The 21,656-nt window shown below is 67.6% G+C and carries 24 protein-coding genes; 18 read left to right on the top strand and 6 right to left on the bottom strand.

Going from position 1 to position 21,656, the window contains the following annotated elements; genetic code table 11:
• Positions 1-37: 37 nt before the first annotated feature.
• Positions 38-2,503, bottom strand: coding sequence for a TonB-dependent receptor (locus KFK14_RS01995; protein ID WP_212609682.1), 2,466 nt, complete (start codon positions 2,501-2,503; stop codon positions 38-40).
• A 438-nt stretch (positions 2,504-2,941) separates the two neighbouring features.
• Between KFK14_RS01995 and KFK14_RS02000 the strand changes: the two genes are divergently transcribed.
• From KFK14_RS02000 to KFK14_RS02020, 5 genes are all read left to right on the top strand, one after another.
• On the top strand, positions 2,942-4,204 hold the full coding sequence (locus tag KFK14_RS02000) for an MFS transporter (protein ID WP_212609683.1): 1,263 nt from the start codon (positions 2,942-2,944) through the stop codon (positions 4,202-4,204).
• Positions 4,201-5,235 (top strand): LacI family DNA-binding transcriptional regulator, encoded by a 1,035-nt coding sequence (locus KFK14_RS02005; protein WP_212609684.1) that lies wholly within the window; start codon positions 4,201-4,203, stop codon positions 5,233-5,235. Before KFK14_RS02000 ends, KFK14_RS02005 begins: the two co-directional genes overlap by 4 nt.
• 165 nt (positions 5,236-5,400) lie before the next feature.
• Entirely contained in the window at positions 5,401-6,177 is a 777-nt protein-coding gene (tam, locus tag KFK14_RS02010) for a trans-aconitate 2-methyltransferase (RefSeq protein ID WP_212609685.1), read from the top strand.
• A gap of 222 nt (positions 6,178-6,399) precedes the next feature.
• Complete coding sequence (locus tag KFK14_RS02015; RefSeq protein WP_212609686.1) at positions 6,400-7,029, top strand: hypothetical protein; 630 nt, start codon at positions 6,400-6,402, stop codon at positions 7,027-7,029.
• On the top strand, positions 7,022-8,368 hold the full coding sequence (locus KFK14_RS02020) for a DNA-packaging protein (RefSeq protein WP_212609687.1): 1,347 nt from the start codon (positions 7,022-7,024) through the stop codon (positions 8,366-8,368). Before KFK14_RS02015 ends, KFK14_RS02020 begins: the two co-directional genes overlap by 8 nt.
• A 234-nt stretch (positions 8,369-8,602) precedes the next feature.
• Here KFK14_RS02020 and KFK14_RS02025 read toward each other — a convergent pair whose 3' ends face one another.
• Positions 8,603-8,956, bottom strand: coding sequence for an endonuclease domain-containing protein (locus KFK14_RS02025; RefSeq protein WP_212609688.1), 354 nt, complete (start codon positions 8,954-8,956; stop codon positions 8,603-8,605).
• Positions 8,957-9,076: 120 nt separating this feature from the next.
• Between KFK14_RS02025 and KFK14_RS02030 the strand changes: the two genes are divergently transcribed.
• Entirely contained in the window at positions 9,077-10,276 is a 1,200-nt protein-coding gene (locus KFK14_RS02030; protein WP_212609689.1) for a phage portal protein, read from the top strand.
• Between the two features lie 90 nt (positions 10,277-10,366).
• Here the strand turns inward: KFK14_RS02030 and KFK14_RS02035 are convergent, their stop codons facing one another.
• Positions 10,367-10,543, bottom strand: coding sequence for a hypothetical protein (locus tag KFK14_RS02035; protein ID WP_212609690.1), 177 nt, complete (start codon positions 10,541-10,543; stop codon positions 10,367-10,369).
• 215 nt (positions 10,544-10,758) lie between these two features.
• Here KFK14_RS02035 and KFK14_RS02040 point away from each other — a divergent pair, with 215 nt between their 5' ends.
• Together KFK14_RS02040 and KFK14_RS02045 are read left to right on the top strand one after the other, a co-directional pair.
• On the top strand, positions 10,759-11,070 hold the full coding sequence (locus tag KFK14_RS02040; RefSeq protein ID WP_070158239.1) for a DUF6127 family protein: 312 nt from the start codon (positions 10,759-10,761) through the stop codon (positions 11,068-11,070).
• A gap of 5 nt (positions 11,071-11,075) precedes the next feature.
• The gene (locus tag KFK14_RS02045; protein WP_212609691.1) at positions 11,076-11,600 is read left to right on the top strand and encodes an HK97 family phage prohead protease; all 525 of its coding nucleotides are present in this window, start codon (positions 11,076-11,078) and stop codon (positions 11,598-11,600) included.
• A 3-nt stretch (positions 11,601-11,603) separates the two neighbouring features.
• Here the strand turns inward: KFK14_RS02045 and KFK14_RS02050 are convergent, their stop codons facing one another.
• Positions 11,604-12,230: a hypothetical protein gene (locus KFK14_RS02050; RefSeq protein ID WP_212609692.1), complete on the bottom strand. Its 627-nt coding sequence runs from the start codon at positions 12,228-12,230 to the stop codon at positions 11,604-11,606.
• A gap of 2 nt (positions 12,231-12,232) precedes the next feature.
• A complete protein-coding gene (locus KFK14_RS02055) occupies positions 12,233-12,457 on the bottom strand; it encodes a DUF2188 domain-containing protein (RefSeq protein ID WP_212609693.1) in 225 nt (74 codons plus the stop codon).
• Between the two features lie 122 nt (positions 12,458-12,579).
• On the opposite strand from KFK14_RS02055, the gene KFK14_RS02060 reads away from it, so the two are divergent.
• From KFK14_RS02060 to gp17, 4 genes are all read left to right on the top strand, one after another.
• Positions 12,580-13,734: a phage major capsid protein gene (locus KFK14_RS02060; protein WP_212609694.1), complete on the top strand. Its 1,155-nt coding sequence runs from the start codon at positions 12,580-12,582 to the stop codon at positions 13,732-13,734.
• A gap of 169 nt (positions 13,735-13,903) precedes the next feature.
• Positions 13,904-14,446: a head-tail connector protein gene (locus tag KFK14_RS02065; protein WP_246524814.1), complete on the top strand. Its 543-nt coding sequence runs from the start codon at positions 13,904-13,906 to the stop codon at positions 14,444-14,446.
• Positions 14,443-14,655: a hypothetical protein gene (locus tag KFK14_RS02070; protein ID WP_212609695.1), complete on the top strand. Its 213-nt coding sequence runs from the start codon at positions 14,443-14,445 to the stop codon at positions 14,653-14,655. Before KFK14_RS02065 ends, KFK14_RS02070 begins: the two co-directional genes overlap by 4 nt.
• Positions 14,652-15,047, top strand: coding sequence for a tail completion protein gp17 (gene gp17, locus KFK14_RS02075; RefSeq protein WP_212609696.1), 396 nt, complete (start codon positions 14,652-14,654; stop codon positions 15,045-15,047). Before KFK14_RS02070 ends, gp17 begins: the two co-directional genes overlap by 4 nt.
• A gap of 218 nt (positions 15,048-15,265) precedes the next feature.
• Here gp17 and KFK14_RS02080 read toward each other — a convergent pair whose 3' ends face one another.
• Complete coding sequence (locus KFK14_RS02080) at positions 15,266-15,949, bottom strand: TPM domain-containing protein (protein ID WP_212609697.1); 684 nt, start codon at positions 15,947-15,949, stop codon at positions 15,266-15,268.
• Between the two features lie 109 nt (positions 15,950-16,058).
• On the opposite strand from KFK14_RS02080, the gene KFK14_RS02085 reads away from it, so the two are divergent.
• The 6 genes from KFK14_RS02085 (at position 16,059) to KFK14_RS02110 (ending at position 21,597) form a co-directional block, all read left to right on the top strand.
• Entirely contained in the window at positions 16,059-16,466 is a 408-nt protein-coding gene (locus KFK14_RS02085; RefSeq protein WP_070158274.1) for a phage tail tube protein, read from the top strand.
• 137 nt (positions 16,467-16,603) lie between these two features.
• Complete coding sequence (locus KFK14_RS02090; RefSeq protein WP_212609698.1) at positions 16,604-16,924, top strand: GTA-gp10 family protein; 321 nt, start codon at positions 16,604-16,606, stop codon at positions 16,922-16,924.
• Between the two features lie 134 nt (positions 16,925-17,058).
• The gene (locus tag KFK14_RS02095; RefSeq protein WP_212609699.1) at positions 17,059-17,268 is read left to right on the top strand and encodes a phage tail assembly chaperone; all 210 of its coding nucleotides are present in this window, start codon (positions 17,059-17,061) and stop codon (positions 17,266-17,268) included.
• Complete coding sequence (locus tag KFK14_RS02100; protein WP_212609700.1) at positions 17,261-17,836, top strand: tail tape measure protein; 576 nt, start codon at positions 17,261-17,263, stop codon at positions 17,834-17,836. Before KFK14_RS02095 ends, KFK14_RS02100 begins: the two co-directional genes overlap by 8 nt.
• Positions 17,837-18,466: 630 nt before the next feature.
• The gene (locus KFK14_RS02105) at positions 18,467-20,776 is read left to right on the top strand and encodes a DUF2460 domain-containing protein (RefSeq protein ID WP_212609701.1); all 2,310 of its coding nucleotides are present in this window, start codon (positions 18,467-18,469) and stop codon (positions 20,774-20,776) included.
• Positions 20,773-21,597, top strand: a complete 825-nt coding sequence (locus tag KFK14_RS02110; RefSeq protein ID WP_212609702.1) for a DUF2163 domain-containing protein — start codon at positions 20,773-20,775, stop codon at positions 21,595-21,597. The genes KFK14_RS02105 and KFK14_RS02110 overlap by 4 nt, the downstream gene beginning before the upstream one ends.
• The last annotated feature ends 59 nt before the right edge of the window (positions 21,598-21,656 follow it).

Consider the following 21,656-nt stretch of genomic DNA (forward strand, 5'->3'; position numbering starts at 1 on the left):
TCAGCCCGAACGGGGGTGGGTCAGCCCATCAATGCCCTCAGAAGTTCGCGCGGGCGCGGACGCCGAAGGTGCGGGGCGGCTGCAGGTTCGACAGGAACACCGGGTCGTAACGCGGCGCGCCGAAGGAACCGGCATTGGTGCGGATGCGGCCGTTCTCGATATTCTGCACGAACGCCTCGACCGAATATTTCTCGTCCGGCGAGGTGTAGGTGATCGACGCATCCGAGCGGAAATACGCCTTCTGGCGATCCCAGTCCGTGCCGTTGGTGCCGCGATCCGGCATATTGTCGGCCGGATTATTGGCGTTGACGAACGGGTTGTTGTCGCCGTTGAAGTAGCTCAGCCAGCTCTTGGTTTCATAATGGGTGGTGAAGCGCGGGGTGATCCGCGCGCCGCTGGCCATCACAAAGTCATGCTCATAGCTGGCGGTCGCCGAGAAGCGCGGCGCATGGGCGAGTTCATTGCCCTTGAGCTGCGCGATCGAGGACAGCTTGCCACCGTCATAGAGGCGGCCGTCGACAGCCTCCAGCTCCAGCAGCTTGGTCTTTTGCAGGGTGCCGGAGAAGTTCAGCCGGTCATTGTCGGTCAGATTGGCGGTCATTTCCGCTTCGAGACCGTAAGCCGTCGCGCCCTTGGCGTTCTGGGTCACGATCTGGCTGCGCACGACATTGCCGTCCGCATCGCGGAAGGTGACGGCCTGGTTCACCTGATAACCCTTGAAGTCGCTGTAATAGGCGGCGACGTTCAGGGTGACGCGGCGATCGAAGAAGCGGGTCTTGAGGCCGGCTTCATAGTTGGTGATCGTTTCCGGGTTGGTGAGCTGCGAATTGTCCTGGATGTTGCCCGACTTGAAGCCGGTCGAGACGCTCGCATAGCCAAGGATGCCGGGGGCAACATCAGCGTCGACGCGGGCCAGCCAGGTGACCTTGTTCCACTTGCCCTTCACATCATTGTTCGAGATGGAGAAGCCGGGGAGCAGGTCGACCAGTTCCGTCGCCGTCGCGCCGGGGAAGGCGCCGAAGATGCCGCCTTGGCACAGACCGCCGGGCGCGGAGTCCGCGGGCGAGCAGCCGTCGCCGGAGAAGGTGACGTTGCGGCCGCCAATATCCTGCTTCTTGTCCGAGGTGTAGCGCAGGCCGCCGGTCAGGCGCAGCCAGTCGGTGGCGTGCCAGACGGTCTGGCCGAACACGGCGCGGGAGTCGATCTGGCGGTTCGCCTGAATGAAGCTGCCCGCCCAGGAGAAGGTGCCGTCGCGATAGCCGTTCCGCTGATCGATGTCGAAGCGGATGCGGTTCTTCTCATGGCTGTAATAGGCGCCCAAAATCCAGTCGACGGCATTCTCGCCGGTCGACTTCAACTGAACCTCATGGCTCTGGAAATCATAGCGCGAGGAGAGGGTGCGGTTCTCGCCGAACGCGCCCAGGGGCAGGTCGTTGCCGTCCGCGTCGACGGTGCCGGTCGGGGGCAGCGCGCCCGCGTCGGCGTCCGTCTGGGTGCTGCCGCCGATGCGCGACCAGCCGGCAATGTAGCTGAGCTGGATGCCGTCGGTGATGTCATAGTTCATCGTGCTGCGCACGGCGACCGAGTAGCGGTCCGTGTCCGGCGCGGTGTCGCTGAGCGTCGACCAGCGCTTTGTGCCCGCGCGGGGCGTCTGGAGCAGGCCGATGACCGGCGCGCCATTGTCCAGATAGCCCTCCGCCGACAGGTTCCAGCTAAAGCGGTCGCTTGGCTGCCACAGCATGCTGACGCGGCCCGACTGCTGGTCGGCGGCATAATATTTCTTGCCGGTGGTGACGAAGGCGGACTTGTTGATGCCCGCGATGTTCGGCGCGGGCTGGAAATCGGCATAGCCGTCATGCCGGTCGGTCACGAAGGCGACGCGGAAAGCGAGGGTGTCGGTGACCGGGATGTTGATCGCGCCGCGCACGCCCAGACGGTCGTAATTGCCCGCGACGGCCTCCACATTGCCGCTGAACTCGCCGAGCTTGGGCTTGGCGGAGATGAGGCTCAATGCACCGACGGTGGCGTTGCGGCCGAACAGCGTGCCCTGCGGCCCGCGCAGCACCTCGACACGCTCCATGTCGTACATGAGCACCGATGCGCCCTGCGAACGGGGCGAGTAGATGCCGTCGACATAGATGGCGACTTCGGGGTCAGCGACTTCGGTATAGGCGCTGTCATTGCCGATGCCGCGCAGGGTGAGGAGCACGGCCGACTGGTCGCCCTGCTGGTTGAACTGCAGCGAGGGGACGAAGCGGGCGAGGTCGGTCACGTCCTTCACGCCATTCTTGTTCAGCGTGTCCTGGCTGAAGGCGGAGATGGCGATCGGGGTGGATTGCAGCGTGGTTTCGCGGCGGGTGGCGGTGACGATGATGTCGCCGCTGTCCTGGGGGGCTTCTGCCGCCTGCGGCGCCGTGGATGCGGCGTCCTGCGCGAAAGCGGCGGATACGGAAAATAGGCAAGTCGCGAGCGCCGTGCCCGCGACGAGTGCATGCCTCGTCATAGTCATCCTCCCAAGAAGGGCTTGTTGGTCTGGATGCTCCCAACACCAGAGTCCGACATCGATGTCAACAGAGAATTGACATCGATGTCGGAGTTCGTGTTCAATCATGTTTCTCTTTTGCAACAGTCGGTACAGACCCCGTTTCATGCCTGATCCAGCGCTTTCCTTTACGGCATCCGCCGCACTTTTCCGGCAAAAAGGCGGTTTCGCACCGCGCTTTTCCAGCGTAGCGAAAGGGAGCGTAAAAGGCGTCATTTCTGCGGTTTACGCGCGATGAGAAAAAGGGTCCATTTTGAGGGAAACACGCAAGCCGTTCGGGCTGAGCCTGTCGAAGCCCTGCACTTTCCTGGTGGACGTGCATTCTTAAGAAAGACAGCCCTTCGACAAGCTCAGGGCGAACGGCGGGTCAGGTGGGAAAAGAGTCGATATGGGCTGGATATGAGGTTGGACGTGAACGGTGACATCTCCGAGTCGCGCAATGGCGAGGCGGTGGCGAAGCGGCTGTTCTGGATATCGATCGGCGTGTTCTTCATCGGCGGTTTCCTGTCGTCGGCGGTCAGCCTGCTGGTGCCGCAGCTCAAATTGATGCTGGCGCTCGACTATCGCAGCGCGCTGCTGATCCAGCTCGCCTTCCATTCCAGCTATCTGCTGTTCGCCCTGCCCGCCGCCTTCGCCGTGGTCCGCGCGGGCTATATGCGGACAATCGCGGCGGGGCTGGCGATCATGATGGCCGGGTGCCTGGCGCTGGCGACGGCGCAGGGGCTGCGCGATTTCCTGATGGTGCTGGGCGCGCTGCTGCTGCTGTCGGCGGGGCAGACGGTGCTGCAGATCGCGTCCAATACCGTGGTGACGGTGATCGGCCCCAGCCGCCGGGCGGCGGCGCGGCTGACATTGCTGCAGGGGTTCAACTCGCTGGGGACGGTGCTGGGGCCGCTGCTGTCCGCGCCCTTCCTGCTGGCCAACCTGGACCCGTGCGACGGCGGGGCGGTGACGGCGGGCATTCCCTTCGTCGCGGGCGGGGCGGTGCTGGCGGCGCTGTCCATGACCTATTTCACCCACCGCGCCATGCTGTCGGAGACGCGCGGGACGGCGGCTCCGGTGCAGGCGGGGCGGCTGCTGGCGGTGATGCGCGACCGGCGGCTGGCCTGGGGCGTCGCCGCGATCTTCGTCTATGTGGGGGCGGAGGTGACGATCGGCACGCTGATGACCAATGTGCTGATGCTGCCCGACCGGCTGGCGGTGGAGCCGGTGACGGCCGGGCGGCTGGTCAGCCTCTATTGGGCCGGGGCGATGGCCGGGCGGTTCGCAGGCGCCTGGGCGATGACCCGCATTCCCGAAGCGCGGCTGCTGTTCGGCGTGGCGCTGGGCGCGGTGGTGCTGGTGTCGGCCGCCGTGGTGACGCCGGGCGCGGCGGGCGCGATCGCCCTGATCGCCGTCGGCCTGTGCAACGCCATCATGTATCCCGCAATCTATGCGCTGGCGATGCCGGAGGATGCGGCGAACGCGCCGCTGGCGTCGATGTGGCTGTGCATGGCGGTGGTCGGCGGCGCGGTGGTGCCGATGCTGACCGGCGTACTGGCCGATGCGTTCGGCCTGCTGCCCGCGCTGCTGCTGCCGGGGATTTGCTATGCGGGGATTGCGCTGTTCGCCGCGATGTGCATGCAGGACCAGAGTTCTGGGGACCGGGGGGCGCGGTCATGAAGATAGTGACGATCAAGGATGTGGCGGAACGGGCCGGGGTGTCGGCCAAGACCGTATCGCGCGTCATCAATGGCGAGCAGCACGTCCGCCCCGAAGTGCGCGAGGCGGTGCAGCGGGTGGTGGCGGAGCTGGACTATCGCCCCAACGCCTTCGCGCGCAGCCTGTCCAGTTCGCGATCCTATCTGCTGGGCCTGTTCATTGACGATCCGGTGTCCGGCTATGCCTCCGACGTGCAGTTGGGCGCGCTGATGCGGTGCCGGGAGAAAAGCTATCATCTGGTCGTCGAGCCGGTGGTGCTGAGCGCGGACGGATGGCAGAAACAGGTGGCGGACAGCATCGCCGCGCTGCGGCTGGACGGGGCGATCGTGACGCCGCCGATCTGCGACGAACCGGAACTGCTCGACCTGTTCGACGCCGCGGGCCTGCCGATGGTGCGGATCGCGCCGCGCATGGACTTCGCCCGGTCCGGCATCGTGCAGATGGACGATCATGCCGCCGCCAAGGAGATGACCGGGCATCTGATCGAGCTTGGCCATCGCAGCATCGGCTTTGTGAAGGGCGACCCCACGCACAGCGCATCGGCCAAGCGCTTCGACGGCTTTCGCGAGGCGATGGCGGAGGCGGGGCTGGCGGTCGCGGAGCGCCATGTGCTGGAGGGGGATTTCTCCTTCCGGTCTGGGCTGGAGCTGGGCGAGGCGATGTTGCGGGAGGAGGCCGGATCGCATGGTGGGGGGCGGCCGAGCGCGATCTTCGCCAGCAATGACGACATGGCGCTGGGCGTGCTGATCACTGCGATGAAGCTGGGGATTTCCGTGCCGGACGGGCTGTCGGTCTGCGGCTTCGACGACGCGCCGACATCGCGCGCCGCCTGGCCGCAACTGACGACCATCCGGCAGCCCAAGGCCGAAATGGCGGCGGCGGCCGTCGATATACTGGCGGACCCGCGATATCGCGGGGATGTTACGGATGCGCGGTACCAGGTGTCGCTGGATTATGTGCTGGTGAAGCGCGGGAGTACCGGTCCGGTTTGAGGCGGGCCGCTATTCAGCCCATGCGGGGCTGCGAAGCCCGATTTCCTGCGTTCCGGTGCTCACGTACTTTAAGTACGCTGCGCTCCGTTACTCAGAAATCACCCTTCTCGCCTCCACCTGGACAGAATATCGACCCACCTCAATATAGCGTCAGGAACCGTCAAAATGACCTGGTCCCCCACCCAATACGCCAAGTTCGAGGCGGAGCGGAATCGGCCGGTCCATGATCTGATCGCGCAGATCCCGCAGGGGGAGATTGCGCGGGCGGCGGATATCGGGTGCGGGCCGGGCAATTCCACCGAACTCCTCAAGGCGCGGTTTCCGGGCGCGCGGATCAGCGGCATGGACAGTTCGGCGGCGATGATCGAGGCGGCGCGGGCGCGGCTGCCGGACGTCGATTTCGCGGTGGCGGATATCGCCGCCTGGGCGGACCCCGGACCCTATGACGTGATCCTGGCCAATGCGGCGCTGCAGTGGGTGCCCGATCATGCCACGCTGCTGCCCGCGCTGATGGCCAAGCTGTCGCCCGGCGGGGCGCTCGCCGTGCAGATGCCCGACAATCTGGGCGAGCCGGCGCACCGGCTGATGGAGAAAGTGGGCGCGGACGGGCCGTGGGCGGCGAAGCTGGCGGGGGCGAATACGGCGCGGTCGGAGCGGCACGACCCCGCCTGGTATTACCGGACGTTGAAGCCGCTGTCGGCGCGGGTCGATGTGTGGCGGACGGTCTATCACCATCCGCTGGCCGGCGGCGCGGCGGCGGTGGTGGAATGGTTCGAGGGGACCGGGTTGCGGCCCTGGCTCGACCCGCTGGACGAGGGCGAGAGAGCGGGGTTCCTGGCGCGCTATACCGAGGCGGTCGCGGGGGCCTATCCCGCGCTGGAGGATGGGACGGTGTTGTTGCCGTTCCCCCGGCAGTTCTTTGTGGCTGTCCGCCGGGGGTGATCCTGTTTGGACGGGGCGGTACTGCTGCTTTCGCAGGAGCACGCGGCGCCCGAGCTGGAGACTCACGAAATAACCTATTTGGCAAATTTATCTTGACATCGTGACGCTCATCTGGCACATAAGCCGATATTGGGAATTGTGAGTCGCCGGGACGGCGCGGGCGGGGTTGGCTTTCGGGCCAGCCCTTTTTCGTATCGCGCCTCCGGCGGGAGGGAGGGCTGCATGGCGAGAACGCGAAGGAAGGGCGGAAAGCCCGGCCAGGCGGAAGCCGAGCGGACGCTGCGGCGCTGCAGCCGCGCGGGCGGGGCGCCGGTGCAGGACCGCGCCGTCCGCGAGGATGGGTGGACCGGCGACCGGCGGGAGATTTTCCTGAATGTCATCGCCCAGACCTGCAATTTGTCGCATGCGGCCAAGGCGTGCGGCATGCATGTCAGCAGCGCATACCGGCTGCGCGCCCGCGACGCGGCGTTCCGCGATGCGTGGGAGGATGCGTTGGAGCAGGCCTATACCGCGCTGGAAATGGCGGTGGTGCAGGAGTGCCTGGCGGGGTCGGTGACGACCACCACCATCCGCGAGGGCGGGGAGAAATATGGCCGGGTGAAGGAAACGCGCACTGTCCAGAAGCGCGACCTGACCGCCGCGATCCAGTTGCTGCGGCTGCACCGGGCGAGCGTGACGGAGCGGCGCGCGAAAATGGCGGCGGCGGGGGCGGACAGCGCCGCGCTGACCCGCGACATATTGGCGAAGGTGGAGCAGGCGCGGGCTGGCTTTACCGATATGGATAAAGATGCGGGTGCTGGCATAACCGTGGCGGCGCGCCATAACGGAGAAGCGGGGGCGGCGGATGGCTGAACTGTCCCTGTTCGAGGATATGGCCCGGCTGTCCGATGACGCGATATTGGCGATCCTGGCCAGCCGCAGCGCCGATGAGATTCGGGCGCTGCCCTATGACTGGGCGCTGCACGGCCGCCCCGACCAGCGGGAGCCGGAAGGGTGCGCGCGCATCTGGCTGATGATGGCGGGGCGCGGTTTCGGCAAGACCCGCGCCGGGGCGGAATGGGTGCGCGGCATTGCAGAGGCGGACGGCGCGGCGCGGATCGCGCTGGTCGGCGCCAGCCTGCACGAAGCGCGGCATGTGATGGTGGAGGGGGCGAGCGGCGTGCTGGCGGTGTCGCCCTGGTGGAGCAGACCGGCGTGGAACCCGGCGCTTCGGCGGCTGGTGTGGAAATCCGGCGCGCAGGCGGAGATTTTCGGCGCGGGGCCGGAGCGGTTGCGCGGCCCCGCCTTCAGCCACGCATGGGCCGACGAAATCGCCAAATGGCCGATGGGCGAGGCGGCGTGGGACAATCTGCAGTTCGCGCTGCGCATGGGGGATGCGCCGCGCGTGCTGGCGACGACGACGCCCCGGCCAGTGCCGCTGGTGCGGCGGCTGGTGGCGCTGGATGGGCAGGGCGTGACGCTGACGCGCGGGCGGACGGCGGACAATCGCGCGAACCTGCCCGCCGCCTTCCTTGATGCGATGACGCGCAGCTATGCGGGCACGCGGCTGGGGCGGCAGGAGCTGGACGGCGAATTGCTGATGGATGTGGAAGGCGCGCTGTGGACGCGCGGCCTGATCGAGACATGCCGGGTGCGCCATGTGCCGGTGGCGGCGGATGGCGGCGCTGCGCTGCGCCGGGTGGTCGTTGGCGTCGATCCGCCGGCGGGCACGCTGTCCGGGCAGGGCGGCGACGCCTGCGGCATTGTGGTCGCGGGCGTCGGGGGCGACGGCCTGGCCTATGTCGTGGCCGACGCGAGCGTGGAAGGGCTGGGACCGGAAGGCTGGGCGCGGGCGGTGGCGGACGCGGCGGCGGCCTATGGCGCGGATAGGGTAGTGGCGGAGGCGAATAATGGCGGCGCGATGGTCGACAGCGTGCTGCGCGCGGTGGACGCGGGGCTGCCGGTGAAGCTGGTCCATGCGGCGCGGGGCAAGAGCGCGCGGGCGGAACCGGTGGCGGCGCTCTACCAAAGCGGCCGGGCATGGCATCGCGGCGCGTTTCCGGCGCTGGAGGACGAGATGTGCGGGCTGGTGCGCGGCGGCGGCTATGAAGGGCCGGGCCGGTCGCCGGATCGCGCCGACGCGCTGGTATGGGCGCTGAGCGAGCTGATGCTGGGGAAGCGGGGTGGAGCGCCGAGGGTCAGGGGGGTGTGAGGTTTGGGGGTGTTGCATGATTTGGATAGGGCGGAACCCCTCTCCAACTGCGACTAGGCCTGTGGCCAAGTCTTCGTACCCTCTCCCAAGGGAGAGGGTTTGGTGCCGATGGCGTCGTTTTTTCTCCCTCTCCCACAGGGAGAGGCGTTCAGGGGGCTGTCCGTTTTCTCCTCTCCCATGGGGAGAGGTAGCGGAGGTTGGCGGCTTGCCGCCTAGCGAAGCTGGGAGAGGGGATCAGCGGCCTGTGGCGAGAGTGAGGGCGCGCCGGATGTCCTGCAGCACGCCTTCGATATTGTGCAGCACGTCATGGTTCCAGAAGCGCAGGACGGTGTAGCCCTGCGATTGCAGGATGGCGGTCCGGTCGGCGTCGGCGGGTGACTCCGCATGCTGACCGCCATCGACTTCTATGACGATCCGGGCGCGGTCGCACAGGAAATCGGCGATGTGATTGCCGACGGGCGCCTGGCGTTTGAATTTATGCCCGTTGAGGCGGTGAGCGCGCAGGTGATGCCAGAGGCGCTTTTCCGCATCGGTCGGATCAGAGCGGAGGGTTCGGGACAGGCGGGTGAGGGGTTTTGCGCCGGGCATGGTGGGGAGCCCCTCTCCAACTGCGACTAGGGCCGGTGGCCCAAGTCTCCGTAACCTCTCCCCAGGGAGAGGGGAAGATGGGAGAGGGGATCAGCGGCCCCACTTGGAAGGAAAAGTCCAATGAAATTCTTCGGAACGAAGGCCGCGCGGGCTTCTGCGCGGCCGGCTTTGTCGCGTGGGTGGAGCGGCGGCTGGACGGGTGGCGGGGCGGCGCTGGGCGAGTGGCCTGCATCCTATGAGGCGCAGGTGCGCGCCGCCGTGCTCGGCAATCCGGTCGCGCAGCGGGCGGTGCGGCTGGTGTGCGAGGGCGTGGGATCGGCGGCGCTTTCCGCGACCGGCGGCGCGGAGGCCGAAGCCGGGGAAGCGGACCGCGCCCGCGCGCTGGCGCTGGTGCAGGCGCGGTCGGGCGGGCAGGCGTTGATGGAGACGCTGGCCATGCACCTGCTGCTCCACGGCAATGGCTATGTGCAGATATTGGCGGGGGCGGACGGCGCGCCCGCCGAACTGTTCGCGCTGCGGCCCGAACGGGTGTCGGTGGAGCCGGACGCGCGGGGATGGCCGATGGCCTATCGCTACCGGGTGAGCGGCAGCGATACGCGCCTTGCCGCCGAGGATGCGGCGGGGCGGACGGCGGTGATCCACCTGAAGAATGCGCATCCGCTGGACGATCATTATGGCCTGGGCTGCACCGGCGCGGCGGCGGGCGCGGTGGCGATCCACAATGCCGCGACGGTGTGGAACAAGGCTTTGCTGGACAATGCGGCGCGGCCGTCGGGCGCGCTGGTCCATGAGCCCGGCGCGGACGGGGCGGCGATGAGCGCGGAGCAGTTTGCGCGGTTGAAGGCGGAGCTGGAGGCGGCGTTTCAGGGCGCGGGCAATGCCGGGCGGCCGATGCTGCTGGAGGGCGGGCTTTCCTGGCAGGCGCTCAGCCTGTCGCCCGCCGACATGGATTTTGTGGGATTGAAGGCCGCGGCCGCGCGGGAGATCGCCCTGGCCTTCGGCGTGCCGCCAATGCTGATGGGCCTGCCCGGCGACAACAGCTACGCCAATTATCGCGAGGCGAACAAGGCGCTGTGGCGGCAGACGATATTGCCGCTGGCCGACAAGATATTGCGCGGCATTGCGCAGGGGCTGGCGCCGTGGATGCCGGGCGTGGCGCTGGGCGTGGATCTCGACCGGGTGGCGGCGCTGTCCGACGAGCGCGACGCGCAATGGACGCGGGTGGCCGCAGCGGACTTCCTGAGCGCGGAGGAGAAGCGGGCGATGCTGGGGATGGGGGGTGAGTCGGGTGAGGGCCTCCCGCCAAACCGTTCGGGCTGAGCTTGTCGAAGCCTTCCGCTGGGCGGAGCGAAGTGCCTCACTCCGTTCGGCCGGGCCCTTCGACTTCGCTCAGGGCGAACGGAACGAAAATCAGCCCGGCACCCGGTAGGTCTTGGCGTCGATCAGGCAGGTACGGGTCGATGCGTCCCATTTGCCCTGCGCGTCCAGGCAATCGTCGATCAGCAGCCAGTCCGTCCACCAGAGCCAGAAAATGGCGGCGCTGGCGAGCAGCAGCGCGGCGAGGATCAGGATGCGGAGCGGGGACATGCGCTCCGGTGTAGCGGCGGGAACCGACGGACGAAAGTGGGGTCCGCCGACGGACATGATTTCGCGGCGGAAGATAGGGAAAAGACGTGTGAGCGAAACCGGTAGCGCGGGTTGGCGGGGGCGGAACCCCTCTCCGCTGCGACTAGATTCGGCTTCGCCTTATCCAGTCTCGCTGCCTCTCCCAAGGGAGAGGCGCTGCAAGGTGAAGGTGTGAGATGAACGATACGGACATGCTGGCGCGGCTGGTGGCGCAGGCGGAGGGTGAGGGCAGCAGCCTGATCATGATCCGCGCGCTGGTGGAGGAGGCGAGCGACCTGGGCGCGGCGCGGGCGCTCGACCGGCTGGGGCTTTCGGACCCCAAGGCGGAGCGGGACCTGCGCGAGCTGCGCGAATTGCTGCGCGCGTGGCGCGACGCGAAGAAGGCGGTGCGCAGCGCTGTGATCGGCTGGATGGTGCGCGGGTGCCTTGCGCTGATGCTGATCGGGATCGCGGTGAAGCTGGGGTTGTTCGCGATGGTGAAGGGGTGAGGGGGATGGCGGGAACCAATAACGCCGTTCGGGCTGAGCGAGGTCGAAGCCCTCGTCTGAGCGGAGGCGAAGACGCCTCACTGCGTTCGGTGGAAGGCTTCGACTTCGCTCAGCCCGAACGGGGTGGGGGTAGCGCGCAGGACATCCGTTTCGCCGGCTACGCAGCGATATTCGACCGGGTAGACCGGGGCGGGGACGTGGTGCGGCGCGGGGCGTTCGGGGCGGTCGCGGGCAGGCGGGTGCCGCTGCTGTGGCAACATGCGCCCGACCGGCCGGTGGGCCTGATCGAACATATGGCCGAGGATGAGCGCGGCCTGCACGTGGTGGGCCGGGTGTCGGCGCGCACGGCGGCGGGGCGCAGGATCGCGGCGCTGGTGAAGGACGGGGCGATCGACGGGCTGTCCTTCGGATACCGGGTGAGGGAAGCGAAGGGCGAGCGGCCACGGGAACTGACGGCGCTGGACCTGGTGGAGGTGAGTCTGGTGGCGCAGCCGATGCAGCCATTGGCGCGGGTGGTGGGGGTGGAATAATTGCTAAATCGGGCGACCGATATTGACCCACTCCTGCATGGCCTCAACCATCTGAATGGTCGGGTATGCACGGATATCATCCTCGGATGCGCCCAAAGCCAGTTCTCTTTCCCAGTACCATTCCTGAAAGGCTGCATAGTTTCCAAGAATGCGGGTGGGGCCAATGCGTTGGATATTCTGCTGACGGCAAAGCCAGCCGCTGACATGCCGGACGGCAACAATGTGGTCTTCGCCATGCGCATGAATATCCCATCCCGCAATGTCGGAGAGCCCCTTCTGATAGTCGTATCGGTCTCCTTCCAGAATGAGGATGGATTTCTGAGATAGCGACCCTTCGCCAAACTGACGGCATCCGTAGTCTATGCCGAGTTCGAAAGGCATATTCATGCGCATATATTCGTCGGCTGCCCTGGCCTTGCACCGGCTGAGATCATGAATCCCGAACTTCGAGCCTCGGATCAGATTGACGATGCGGTCCAGACGATTGGCGGCGTTATCGGCATTTTCCGGCGCAAGCCTTGGATAGAAGCCAAGATCAATAATGCAGAAGGCAATAGCCTGCAGGATCGGCGCGAACTGGTCATCAAAGGGGCAGTTGACGAATACCGACCGTTCAAAGGGTATCGGCAAGACTATCCCCGTGGCGGATGAGGATCATTACCGTAGGAATTGCGTTCGCGAATGCGGCCATCCCGGCCATGTATATAGAGTTCGGTTTTCTGGTTACGCGCGATACGTGTAGCGGCGGCAATGGCGTCAGCCTGCGTCGAGTGAGAACTGGTAGCTTTTGCGGCACCAGCTTTTTTGACGCTCCAGCCCCCTTCACTTGGGACAACGTGCTGACCTTTTTTCGACATTCGATGGCGCCTCCGTGCGTGGAATATAGATCATCGGAGAGGTCTTTACCAGTTCTGGAAGCAACCAAAGCGGCCCCTTCCGGGCCGCTATTTTTTTTGTCTTGTGTGCGGGAGAAGCGAAGATGATCGAGGTGAAGGCGGATGGGTTGGAGGGGGCGTTTGATGCTGTCCTTCAGGAGGAGCGGATGGCGGCGTTGGAGGCGGACTTCGGCGCGCTACGGGATCAGGTGACGGCGCAGGCCATCGCCACTCAGCGGCCGGTGCTGGATGGGGTGAAGGGCGTGGGCGGCGCGGGCAATGCCGCCGATCCCGCGCGCGCCGCCTTTGTCGAGCGCTATCTGCGGCGGGGCCTTGAGGCAGGCGTGGAGCTTAAGAGCTTTTCCGGCGCTACCGACGCGGCGGGCGGCTATGCGGTGCCGCGGGAGATCGACCAGATGATCGACGCGGCGCTGAAATCCGTGTCGCCGATCCGCGCCATCGCCAATGTCGTGCGCACGGGGAGCGCAGGCTATCGCAAGCTGGTGACGAGCGGCGGGACCGTGTCCGGCTGGGCGAGCGAGACGGGCGCGCGGGCGGAGACGGCGACGCCGGTGTTCAACGAGATCGCGCCGCCGCGCGGGGAGCTGTTCGCCAATCCGGCGGCGAGCCAGGCGATGCTGGACGATGCGCAGTTCGATGTCGAAAGCTGGCTGGCGGACGAAATCGCAAGGGAGTTCGCGCGGGCCGAGGGCGCGGCCTTCGTCAGCGGCAACGGCACCAACAAGCCGAAGGGTTTCCTGACCTACACCACCACGAACGAGGCGGACGGGGTGCGGGCGTTCGGGTCGCTGCAATATGTCGCGTCGGGCGCTTCCGGCGGCTTTGCGGCGAGCAATCCGCAGGACCGGCTGATCGATCTGGTGCAGGCTTTGCGGGCGCCATACCGGCAGGGGGCGAGCTTTGTGATGAACAGCGCTACGCTGGCGCGCATCCGCAAGTTCAAGACCAGCGACGGGGCGTTTCTGTGGCAACCCTCGCTGGCAGTGGGTCAGCCCGCGACGCTGCTCGGATACCCGGTGGTGGAGGCCGAGGACATGCCGGACGTGGCGGCGGACAGCCTGTCCATCGCGTTCGGCAATTTCGCCCATGGCTATGTGATCGCGGAGCGCAGCGAGACGAGCATCCTGCGCGATCCGTTCAGCAACAAGCCCTTCGTGCATTTCTATGCGGTGAAGCGGATTGGCGGGGCGGTCGCCAATTCGGAGGCGATTAAAGTGATGAAGTTTGCCGCTTCGTAAGCCCTCCAGTTCCGTTCGGGTTGAGCGAAGTCGAAGCCTTTCACTGAGCGGAGGCGAAGTGCCTTCACTGCGTTCAGGCGAGCCCTTCGACTTCGCTCAGGGCGAACGGAGAGAGGTGGGCGGAGGTTATGCCCGCCCAATTTCCATTCCATGATGAAGGGGGGCGCCAATGACGGTGGTCATGGAGGCGCCTGACGCCGCTGCGCTGGAGGGCGCGGTGGCGCAGGTGAAGGCGTATCTGCGCATCGACAGCAATGGCGAGGACGCGCTGACGGAAGAATTGCTGCGCGCGGCGCTGGCGCATGCGGAGGCGTTTACGGGGCAGGTGACGCTCACGCGGGCGGGGGTGGCGACCATGCCTGTTGCGGAGCGCTGGACGCGGTTGCCGGTGACGCCGGTGCGCAGCATCGGGGCGTTGCGCGGCATCCCGGCGGAGGGGTCTGTCTTTACCCTGCCGGTGGGGAGCCATGCGATCGACATCGATGCAAGCGGCGATGGCTGGGTGCGGGTGACGACGCCGGGCAGCGCCGGGCGGGTCGAGGTGCCGCTGGTCGCGGGCATGGCCGAGGATTGGGACGGCCTGCCCGAAGGATTGCGGCAGGGGGTGGTCCGGCTGGCCGCGCATATGTTCACCGACCGGGATGGCCTGAACGCGCCGCCCGCCGCGGTGACGGCGCTGTGGCGGCCGTGGCGGCGGATGCGCCTGACATGAGCTGGCGGATGCTGGAAGCGCGGGGTCGGGCGCTGTGCGTAAGGGCGGCGGCGCGGCGGCGGGCGGCGATTGCGCGGGCGGTGGCCCAGGAAGCGCCGGGCGTGGCGGCCACGGTTGAGGGGGATGATATCGTGCTGGAGGGACGTGGGCTGATGCGGCGCTGGCTGGGCGATCTTGGACTGCGCGATGCGGCGGGTGGCGGGCGATGAGCGCGGAACTGGCCGTGCGCGCGGCGATGCTGGCGGCGCTGGCGGAGGATGCGGCGTTGGGGGCGCTGCTGAATGGCGTCTATGATGGTGCGCCGGTGAAGGCGACGCCGCCCTATGCGGTGGTCGGCGAATGCCTGGGCAGCGACTGGGGCACCAAGGATGCGGACGGGCGCGAGCTGCGCATGACGCTCAGCCTGTTCGACGCGCAGGAGACGCCCGCGCGGCTGGCGGCGGCGATGCGGCTGGCTGACGGCGTGGTGCGCGGGATGAGCGGGGTGGTAGACGGCGCGTGGCGGATCGGGACGGTGGCGTTGCTGCGGTCGCGGACGGTGAAGGGGCGCGACCGGGGGTGGTCGTGCGTGATGGATTACAGGGTGCGGGTGTTGGGGTGATGCTCGACATTGCGCTCAGGCGGGCCTGCAAAGCGCGATTTCCTGCGTTCCGGTGCTCACGTACTTTAAGTACGCTGCGCTCCCGTACTCGGAAATCACCCTTTTCGGCTTCACCTGAACACAATGTCGAGCATCACCGGACGTCAACCGTCACCCCGGGCTTTGACCCGGGGTCCCGCTATTCTTTTGGAATGGCCAAGAATAAGCGGGATCCCGGATCAGGTCCGGGATGACGGTTGATCGTTGGGCGGTTTTTTGCCTTCGTCCATTGCCGCGATCAGAGCTGTCAGCCCCTTGTCCAGCCCGCCGGCGAAATCGCCGCCTGCGAAGGCGGGGAGCATATGGTCCTGGATGATCTGGCGGCAGAGGGATTCGGGCAGCGTTTTTTCCAGGCCGTAGCCGACGGCGATCCGCACCTGCTGGTCGTTGGGCGCGATCAGGATGAGGACGCCGTCGTCATGCCCCTTGCGCCCCACGCCCCAGCGATTGGCCAGGTCGCGCGTGAAGGCGCCGATATCCTCGCCATGGAGGGTGGGGACGGTGGCGATGGCGACCTGATGCTGCGTGCGCTCCTCGAATGCGGCAAGGCGGGCGGTCAGCGCCGTGCGGGCGGCTTGCCCGAGGATGTTGGCGCTGTCGGTGACGCGGCCCTGTTGCGCCAATGGCGGGGCCGGTGCCGGGGTTGGCGGCAGGGTTGACGCGGAATCTGGCGGGGCGGTTTTGGCCGCCCTGTTTTCCGCAATGTTTTCCGCCAAATTTTCTGTCGTGTTTTCCGGCGCGCTTTCCGCCGGGGCCTGCGCATTCTGTGCGGGGGCCGGGGCGGGCGCTTTGCGGTCCGAACAGGCGGCGAGCGTAAGCGATAGCGGGATCAGCAATAGCGGAAAGATCAGGACCGGTCTCATGCCGGCAAGGGTGGAGAGCGGGGGCTTTCAAGTCAATCGGAAGCGCCCGTTTGCAGGAAGAAGCGGGACCCCTGCCTGCGCAGGGGTGACGGTGGAAGGAGGTCACATCATGCCGGTGGAGAAGGGAAGCGCATTTCTGTTGAAGGTGGGGGATGGCGGCGCGCCCGTCGCCTACGCGACCGTCGCGGGCATGCGCACGACGCAGATGTCGGTCAGCGGCGAGGCGGTGAACATCACCAGCAAGGACAGCGGCGGGTGGCGCGAACTGCTGTCCGGCGCGGGCGTGCGGGCGGTCAGCGTGTCGGCGGCCGGGCTATTCACCGGATCGGCGGGGGAGCTGCGGATACGCAACCATGCGCTGTCCGGCACGATCGACGATTATGAGCTGAGCTTCGAAAGCGGCGAGCGGATGCGCGGCCGGTTTCTGGTCACGCGGCTGGACTATGCCGGGGATTATAATGGCGAGCGGAGCTATACGGTGAGCCTGGAGAGTTCGGGGGCCGTGGCGAGCGTGTGAGGATGGCGGCTATGCCCACACCCGTCTCTCCTGCGAAGGCAGGAGTCCCGCTTTCTGCCTCTCCATCCATAATAGCCCAAGCAGCGGGACCCCTGCCTGCGCAGGGGTGACGATGAGGCTTTTGGACGGAGGTGGCGATGACCGGACAGGCGAATCCTGCACGGGGCGAGGCGGTGTTGCTGGTCGCGGGCGAGGCGCTGGTGGTGCGGCCGAGCTTTGCGGCGCTGGTGGCGGCGGAGGCGGAGCTGGGACCGCTGTTCGCGCTGGTCGACCGGGCTGCGGCGGGAGAGATGCGGCTGTCGGAGATGGCGGCTTTGTTCTGGCATTGCATCGCCGCGCGGCCCGAAGCGCTGACCCGCGAGCAGGTGGGCGAGGCGGTGGTCGCGATGGGGCTGGCGCAGGTTAGCCCGGTGCTGAAATGCGTGTTGCGGCAGGTGTTGATCGGGGCGTCCGCCTAGCCCCTCCCTTTCAAGGGAGGGGTTGGGGTGGGTCGCGAGCGGAGCGAGCCTTCAGGATGGCATATGTGGCTCCGCCAGCGATTGCAGGCGCAATCGCACCCATCCCTTCCCCCTCCCTTGAAAGGGAGGGGCTTATGGAAAAGTTCACCGACGCCGCGTCCCGCCTGGCCGGGATGGCGGGGCTGTTGCTTGGGTGGCGGCCGGGGGAGTTCTGGGCGGCGACGCCGGGGGAGCTGGACGCGATATTCGCGGCGGCGCGGGGGGATGGGGCGGACGGCGCGGCTGGCGCCGTGCCCGATGGCGAGACCATCGCCAAACTCATGGAGATGTATCCCGATGGATGAGGAAATCGAGCGGCTGGTCGTGAGCGTCCGGGCCGATACGCAGAGCTTTGCGCGCGATGTGGAGGCGATGCGGACGGGCCTTGAAGGTCCGCTGGAGGCGGGCGCGAACCGGGCGGGGCGGGCGATCGAGGCAGGGCTGCTGCGCGCGGTCAAGACCGGCAAGTTCGGCTTTGAGGATCTGGCGCGGGTGGCGGCGGGCGTGCTGGATGCGATTGCGGCGAGCGCGCTGCGGGCCGGGATCGGGAGCGTGCTTGGCGGCGGCGGAGGCGCTGGGGGTGGCGCGGGCCTGCTGGGGATCGGCGCGTCGCTGATCGGGTCCGCGCTGGGGCTGCCGGGGCGGGCGACCGGCGGGCCGGTGTCGCCGGGGCGCGGCTATCTGGTCGGCGAGCGCGGGCCGGAGCTGTTTGTCCCGACGAGCAGCGGGCGGGTGGTGCCGTCCAGCGGCGGCGGTGCGCGCGATGTGCGGGTGACGGTGAATGTGAATGCCGCGGGGGGTGAGGCTCCGCAGGCGCTGGCGCGCAGCGCGCGGCAGGTGGCGCGGGCGGTGCGGGGGGCGCTTTCGGAGTAGGGCCGCACCTTTTTGCGCCATTCCACCGTCATCCCGGACGTGATCCGGGACCCATTTCGCCTTCGGCGCGGGCTGGATGTTGGGGAGGGATGGGTTCCGGCTTTCGCCGGAATGACGGGTGGGGGCGACGCCTGCCTGTCGGGTGAGGTTGGGAGATGGGTCCCCGCATGCGGGGGGATGACGACTAGGTCAGGGGTTCAGCCAAAAGCGCGTCATCCCGGCGAAAGCCGGGACCCATTTCGCCTTGGGCACAGGCGGGGTTTGAAGAGAGTTGGGTTCCGGCGTTCGCCGGAATGACGATGTGTTGGCATGAGAGGTTCGTCATCCCGGACTTGATCCGGGACCCATTTCGCCTCCGGCGCGGGGTGGATGTGGGGAGAGATGGGTTCCGGCTTGCGCCGGAATGACGGGGTGGGGTGTGTCCTCACGTCGTTCCGCTGCGCTTCGTGGGGAGATGGGTCTCAAAGGGAGTCACGTGCCTCCCTTTGACCTTCGCGGGAATGACGGGTGTGGGGCGAGGGATTTCGCCTCTTGCCCCGAACCCCTCTCCAACTGCGGCTAGGCAGCGGGCTGCCAAGCCTTTGTATCCTCTCCCGGTGGGAGAGGGGTTTATAGGGAAGGAGGCGCGCGATGACCTACTGGCTGGCGGATGCGCGGCGGGGGCAGGAGGCGGGGCGGGTCAAGCGGTTTGCGCCGATGCTGTGGACCGTCAACTTCCCCCGGCCGGTGATGGCGAGCGTGGTGACGGCGGGCGCGGATGCCCTGCGGGTCGATGCGGTGTTTTACGGATCGGGCGATCTGGCGGGGTTGATCTGGGACGCGGAGGACCATTGGGACCATGTGCTGCTGGCCTATGCGACCGACCGGGATTTCCGCAATTGCGTGCTGCGCTTCCGGTGGCGGAGCGGGGGGATCAAGCCGCTCGACGCGGTGCATGGTCCGACGCTGACGATCGAGGGGCGGGACGCGGGCGGAGCGCCGCGCACCTGGTATGTGCGCTTGTGGAACTATGCCGATGGCGATCCCGACGATGCGCAGGTCGTGCTGGATTTTGCTGCGCTCGATGGCGGCTTTTTGCTGCCGGGGGAGGCGGACCCGGTGTGGGCGGGGGATGTCGACCGGATGTTCATATCGCTGGTCCCGCCCGGCTATGGCGCGGGGGCGACGGCCTTTGCTGCGCCCGCGCAAGGGTGGGCGGAATTGACGGAGATGCGCTGCGACGGATCGGGGTCGGTGCTCGACATCGGCGACATCATGGTGCCCGAACATGGGCTGTCGATGGCCACCGGATATGACGACGGATGCAACCAGACGCCGGAGCGGATGCTGCGCAGCATCATGGCGCTGGGCTATCGCGGGGACATTAATCACTATGTCGGCATGAGCCATTATTTCCGGCTCGACGCCGCGGGAAAGGCGACGCTGACGGGCGGCGCGCTCAACGGACCGTGCGCGGCGTGGCATGCGGATTTCGGTAGCCGAGCGAAGGCGCTGGGGTTCGGGATCATCTGGTCGCTCTCCTATGAATTGCTGGACGCGCACTGCCCGGAGGCGTGGAAGCAGCGGGCGGCCAATGGCGACCGGGCGCTGACCGGATGGGACCCGCCATCGACATTGCTGTCGCCCGCCAATGGGAGCGCGATGGGATATTTGCAGGCGGTGGCGCGGGCCTTTGTGGGCATCGCCAATGCTGCGGGATTGCCGGTCAAGTTTCAGGTGGGGGAGCCGTGGTGGTGGACCATGCCGGCGGACGGGCGGATATGCCTGTATGACGATGCGGCGCGGGCGGCGTTCGGCGGATCGCCTGTTGCGATCCCCGATGTGCGCGGCGCGCTGAGCGATGCGCAGAAGGCGTTGCTGGATGCGGCGGGGGCGGTGCTGGCCAATTCGACGGCGGCGCTGTGCGAGGCGGTGCGCGATGTCGCGCCGGGGGCGGTCATGCATCTGCTGACCTATCTGCCGACCGTGCTTGACCTGGCGGCGCCGGAGGCGAAGCGCGCGAACATGCCGACGGGCTGGGCAAGCCCGGCCTTCGACATGCTGCAGTTGGAGGATTATGACTGGGTGACGCAGGGGCGCTCCGCCCAGACGGCGCGGGGCGTGGAGCAGGCGACGGCGCGGCTGGGATATCCGATTGCTGCGCAGCATTATTTTTCCGGCTTCGTTTTGCGGGCGGAGGACGCGGCGCAGTGGGCGCGGATTTCGGACGCGGCGGAGGCGTCGGTCGCGCGCGGGACTGCGGCGACCTTCATCTGGGCGCTGCCGCAGGTGGCGCGCGACGGGTTCACATTCTTCCGCAACGGGGAGGCGCAAATGCAGGCTTTCGACGATGTGCATTTCCCGATCGCGATCGGGCGCGAGGCGAGCGTGTCGCCGGCCTTTTCGACGCAGACGGTGGAGAGTCCGTCCGGGCATGAAAGGCGGTCGAGCGACTGGGCGGATGCGCGCCTGTCGTTCGATGCCGGGCCGGGCGTGCGGTCGGAGGCGGACATGGCGATGCTGGCCGGATTCTTCCGGGCGCGGCGGGGGGCGGCGCGGGGTTTCCGCTTCACCGACCCGTTCGACAATTGTAGCGGGGATGTGGGAGAGGCGCCGACGCCGATGGACCAGCATCTGGGCACGGGTGACGGCGTGGTGAGCCAGTTCCCGCTCTGCAAATATTATGGCGCGGGCGTGGACGGGCAAAGGCGCGCCATCACCCGGCCGGTGGCGGGGACGATCCGGCTGTCTGTGGACGGGACCGAGCGGCTGACCGGCTGGACCCATATCGGCAAGGGGGTGATCGCGTTCGACACGGCCCCGGCGAGCGGTGCGGCGATCCGGGCGGGTTTCTATTTCGATGTGCCGGTGCGGTTCGCGTCTGACCGGCTGGAGATCAGCCGCGCGACCTTTGCCGCGGGCGAGGCGCCGTCCGTGCCGCTGGTGGAGATACGCGAATGAGCGCGGCGCGGGAGATATTGGCGCAGGAGCTGGCCGCGCTTGCCTTCTGCTGGCGGCTGGAGCGGCGGGACGGGGTGACGATTGGCCTCACCAGTCATGACCGGGATATGGCGATCGGCGGCGTGACCTATCGCGCCGCGCCGGGGATGCTGCCGTCCGCCGTGCGGCGGGGCAGCGGCCTGACGCCGGAGAGCATGGACGTGCGGGGCGCGCTGTCGAGCGATGCGCTGCACGGGCCGGACCTGGAGGCGGGGCGCTGGGACGGGGCTTCGTTGTGGCTGATGCTGACCGAGTGGACCGATCCCGGCGCGCTGTGGCTGGAGCTGGCGCGGGGCGAGATCGGCGCGGTGGAGCGGGAGGGCGACGCCTTCACCGCCGAACTGGTGGGGCCGGGCGCGGTGCTGGACATGCCCGTCGCGCCGGAAACCTCGCCCGATTGCCGCGCGATGCTGGGCGATGCCGCGTGCCGGGCCGATATGGCGGCGCGGCGGCGGGTGGTGCGCGTGGCGGGCGTCGAGGGACAGGCCGTGAGCGTGGCGGGCGGCGGACTGGCGGCGGGGGCCTATGCGTTTGGCAGCCTGCGCTGGATGACGGGCGCGAATAGCGGGATCGTGCAGGCGGTGATGGCGTCCGACGCGGGCGGCGTGACTCTGGCCGATCCGCCTGCCTTCGCCGTGGCGGCGGGCACTTTGGCGCTGCTGACCGAAGGGTGCGACAAGCGGATAGCGACCTGTTCGGCGCGGTTCGGCAATGCGGCGAATTTCAGAGGCGAGCCGTACCTGCCGGGGAATGATTTGCTGACACGATATCCCGGCGGGTGAGGATTGGGACGCACGATCCTATCCCCTCGTCATCCCGGACCTGATCCGGGACCCATCTC

The sequence above is a fragment of the Sphingobium phenoxybenzoativorans genome (assembly GCF_018286635.1).
GTDB lineage: Bacteria > Pseudomonadota > Alphaproteobacteria > Sphingomonadales > Sphingomonadaceae > Sphingobium > Sphingobium phenoxybenzoativorans.

Coding starts and splice junctions, on each gene's coding strand:
- KFK14_RS01995 (WP_212609682.1), bottom strand. CDS start 2,503: ATGACGAGGCATGCACTCGTCGCGGGCACGGCGCTCGCGACTTGCCTA.
- KFK14_RS02000 (WP_212609683.1), top strand. CDS start 2,942: ATGAGGTTGGACGTGAACGGTGACATCTCCGAGTCGCGCAATGGCGAG.
- KFK14_RS02005 (WP_212609684.1), top strand. CDS start 4,201: ATGAAGATAGTGACGATCAAGGATGTGGCGGAACGGGCCGGGGTGTCG.
- tam (WP_212609685.1), top strand. CDS start 5,401: ATGACCTGGTCCCCCACCCAATACGCCAAGTTCGAGGCGGAGCGGAAT.
- KFK14_RS02015 (WP_212609686.1), top strand. CDS start 6,400: ATGGCGAGAACGCGAAGGAAGGGCGGAAAGCCCGGCCAGGCGGAAGCC.
- KFK14_RS02020 (WP_212609687.1), top strand. CDS start 7,022: ATGGCTGAACTGTCCCTGTTCGAGGATATGGCCCGGCTGTCCGATGAC.
- KFK14_RS02025 (WP_212609688.1), bottom strand. CDS start 8,956: ATGCCCGGCGCAAAACCCCTCACCCGCCTGTCCCGAACCCTCCGCTCT.
- KFK14_RS02030 (WP_212609689.1), top strand. CDS start 9,077: ATGAAATTCTTCGGAACGAAGGCCGCGCGGGCTTCTGCGCGGCCGGCT.
- KFK14_RS02035 (WP_212609690.1), bottom strand. CDS start 10,543: ATGTCCCCGCTCCGCATCCTGATCCTCGCCGCGCTGCTGCTCGCCAGC.
- KFK14_RS02040 (WP_070158239.1), top strand. CDS start 10,759: ATGAACGATACGGACATGCTGGCGCGGCTGGTGGCGCAGGCGGAGGGT.
- KFK14_RS02045 (WP_212609691.1), top strand. CDS start 11,076: ATGGCGGGAACCAATAACGCCGTTCGGGCTGAGCGAGGTCGAAGCCCT.
- KFK14_RS02055 (WP_212609693.1), bottom strand. CDS start 12,457: ATGTCGAAAAAAGGTCAGCACGTTGTCCCAAGTGAAGGGGGCTGGAGC.
- KFK14_RS02060 (WP_212609694.1), top strand. CDS start 12,580: ATGATCGAGGTGAAGGCGGATGGGTTGGAGGGGGCGTTTGATGCTGTC.
- KFK14_RS02065 (WP_246524814.1), top strand. CDS start 13,904: ATGACGGTGGTCATGGAGGCGCCTGACGCCGCTGCGCTGGAGGGCGCG.
- KFK14_RS02070 (WP_212609695.1), top strand. CDS start 14,443: ATGAGCTGGCGGATGCTGGAAGCGCGGGGTCGGGCGCTGTGCGTAAGG.
- gp17 (WP_212609696.1), top strand. CDS start 14,652: ATGAGCGCGGAACTGGCCGTGCGCGCGGCGATGCTGGCGGCGCTGGCG.
- KFK14_RS02080 (WP_212609697.1), bottom strand. CDS start 15,949: ATGAGACCGGTCCTGATCTTTCCGCTATTGCTGATCCCGCTATCGCTT.
- KFK14_RS02085 (WP_070158274.1), top strand. CDS start 16,059: ATGCCGGTGGAGAAGGGAAGCGCATTTCTGTTGAAGGTGGGGGATGGC.
- KFK14_RS02090 (WP_212609698.1), top strand. CDS start 16,604: ATGACCGGACAGGCGAATCCTGCACGGGGCGAGGCGGTGTTGCTGGTC.
- KFK14_RS02095 (WP_212609699.1), top strand. CDS start 17,059: ATGGAAAAGTTCACCGACGCCGCGTCCCGCCTGGCCGGGATGGCGGGG.
- KFK14_RS02100 (WP_212609700.1), top strand. CDS start 17,261: ATGGATGAGGAAATCGAGCGGCTGGTCGTGAGCGTCCGGGCCGATACG.
- KFK14_RS02105 (WP_212609701.1), top strand. CDS start 18,467: ATGACCTACTGGCTGGCGGATGCGCGGCGGGGGCAGGAGGCGGGGCGG.
- KFK14_RS02110 (WP_212609702.1), top strand. CDS start 20,773: ATGAGCGCGGCGCGGGAGATATTGGCGCAGGAGCTGGCCGCGCTTGCC.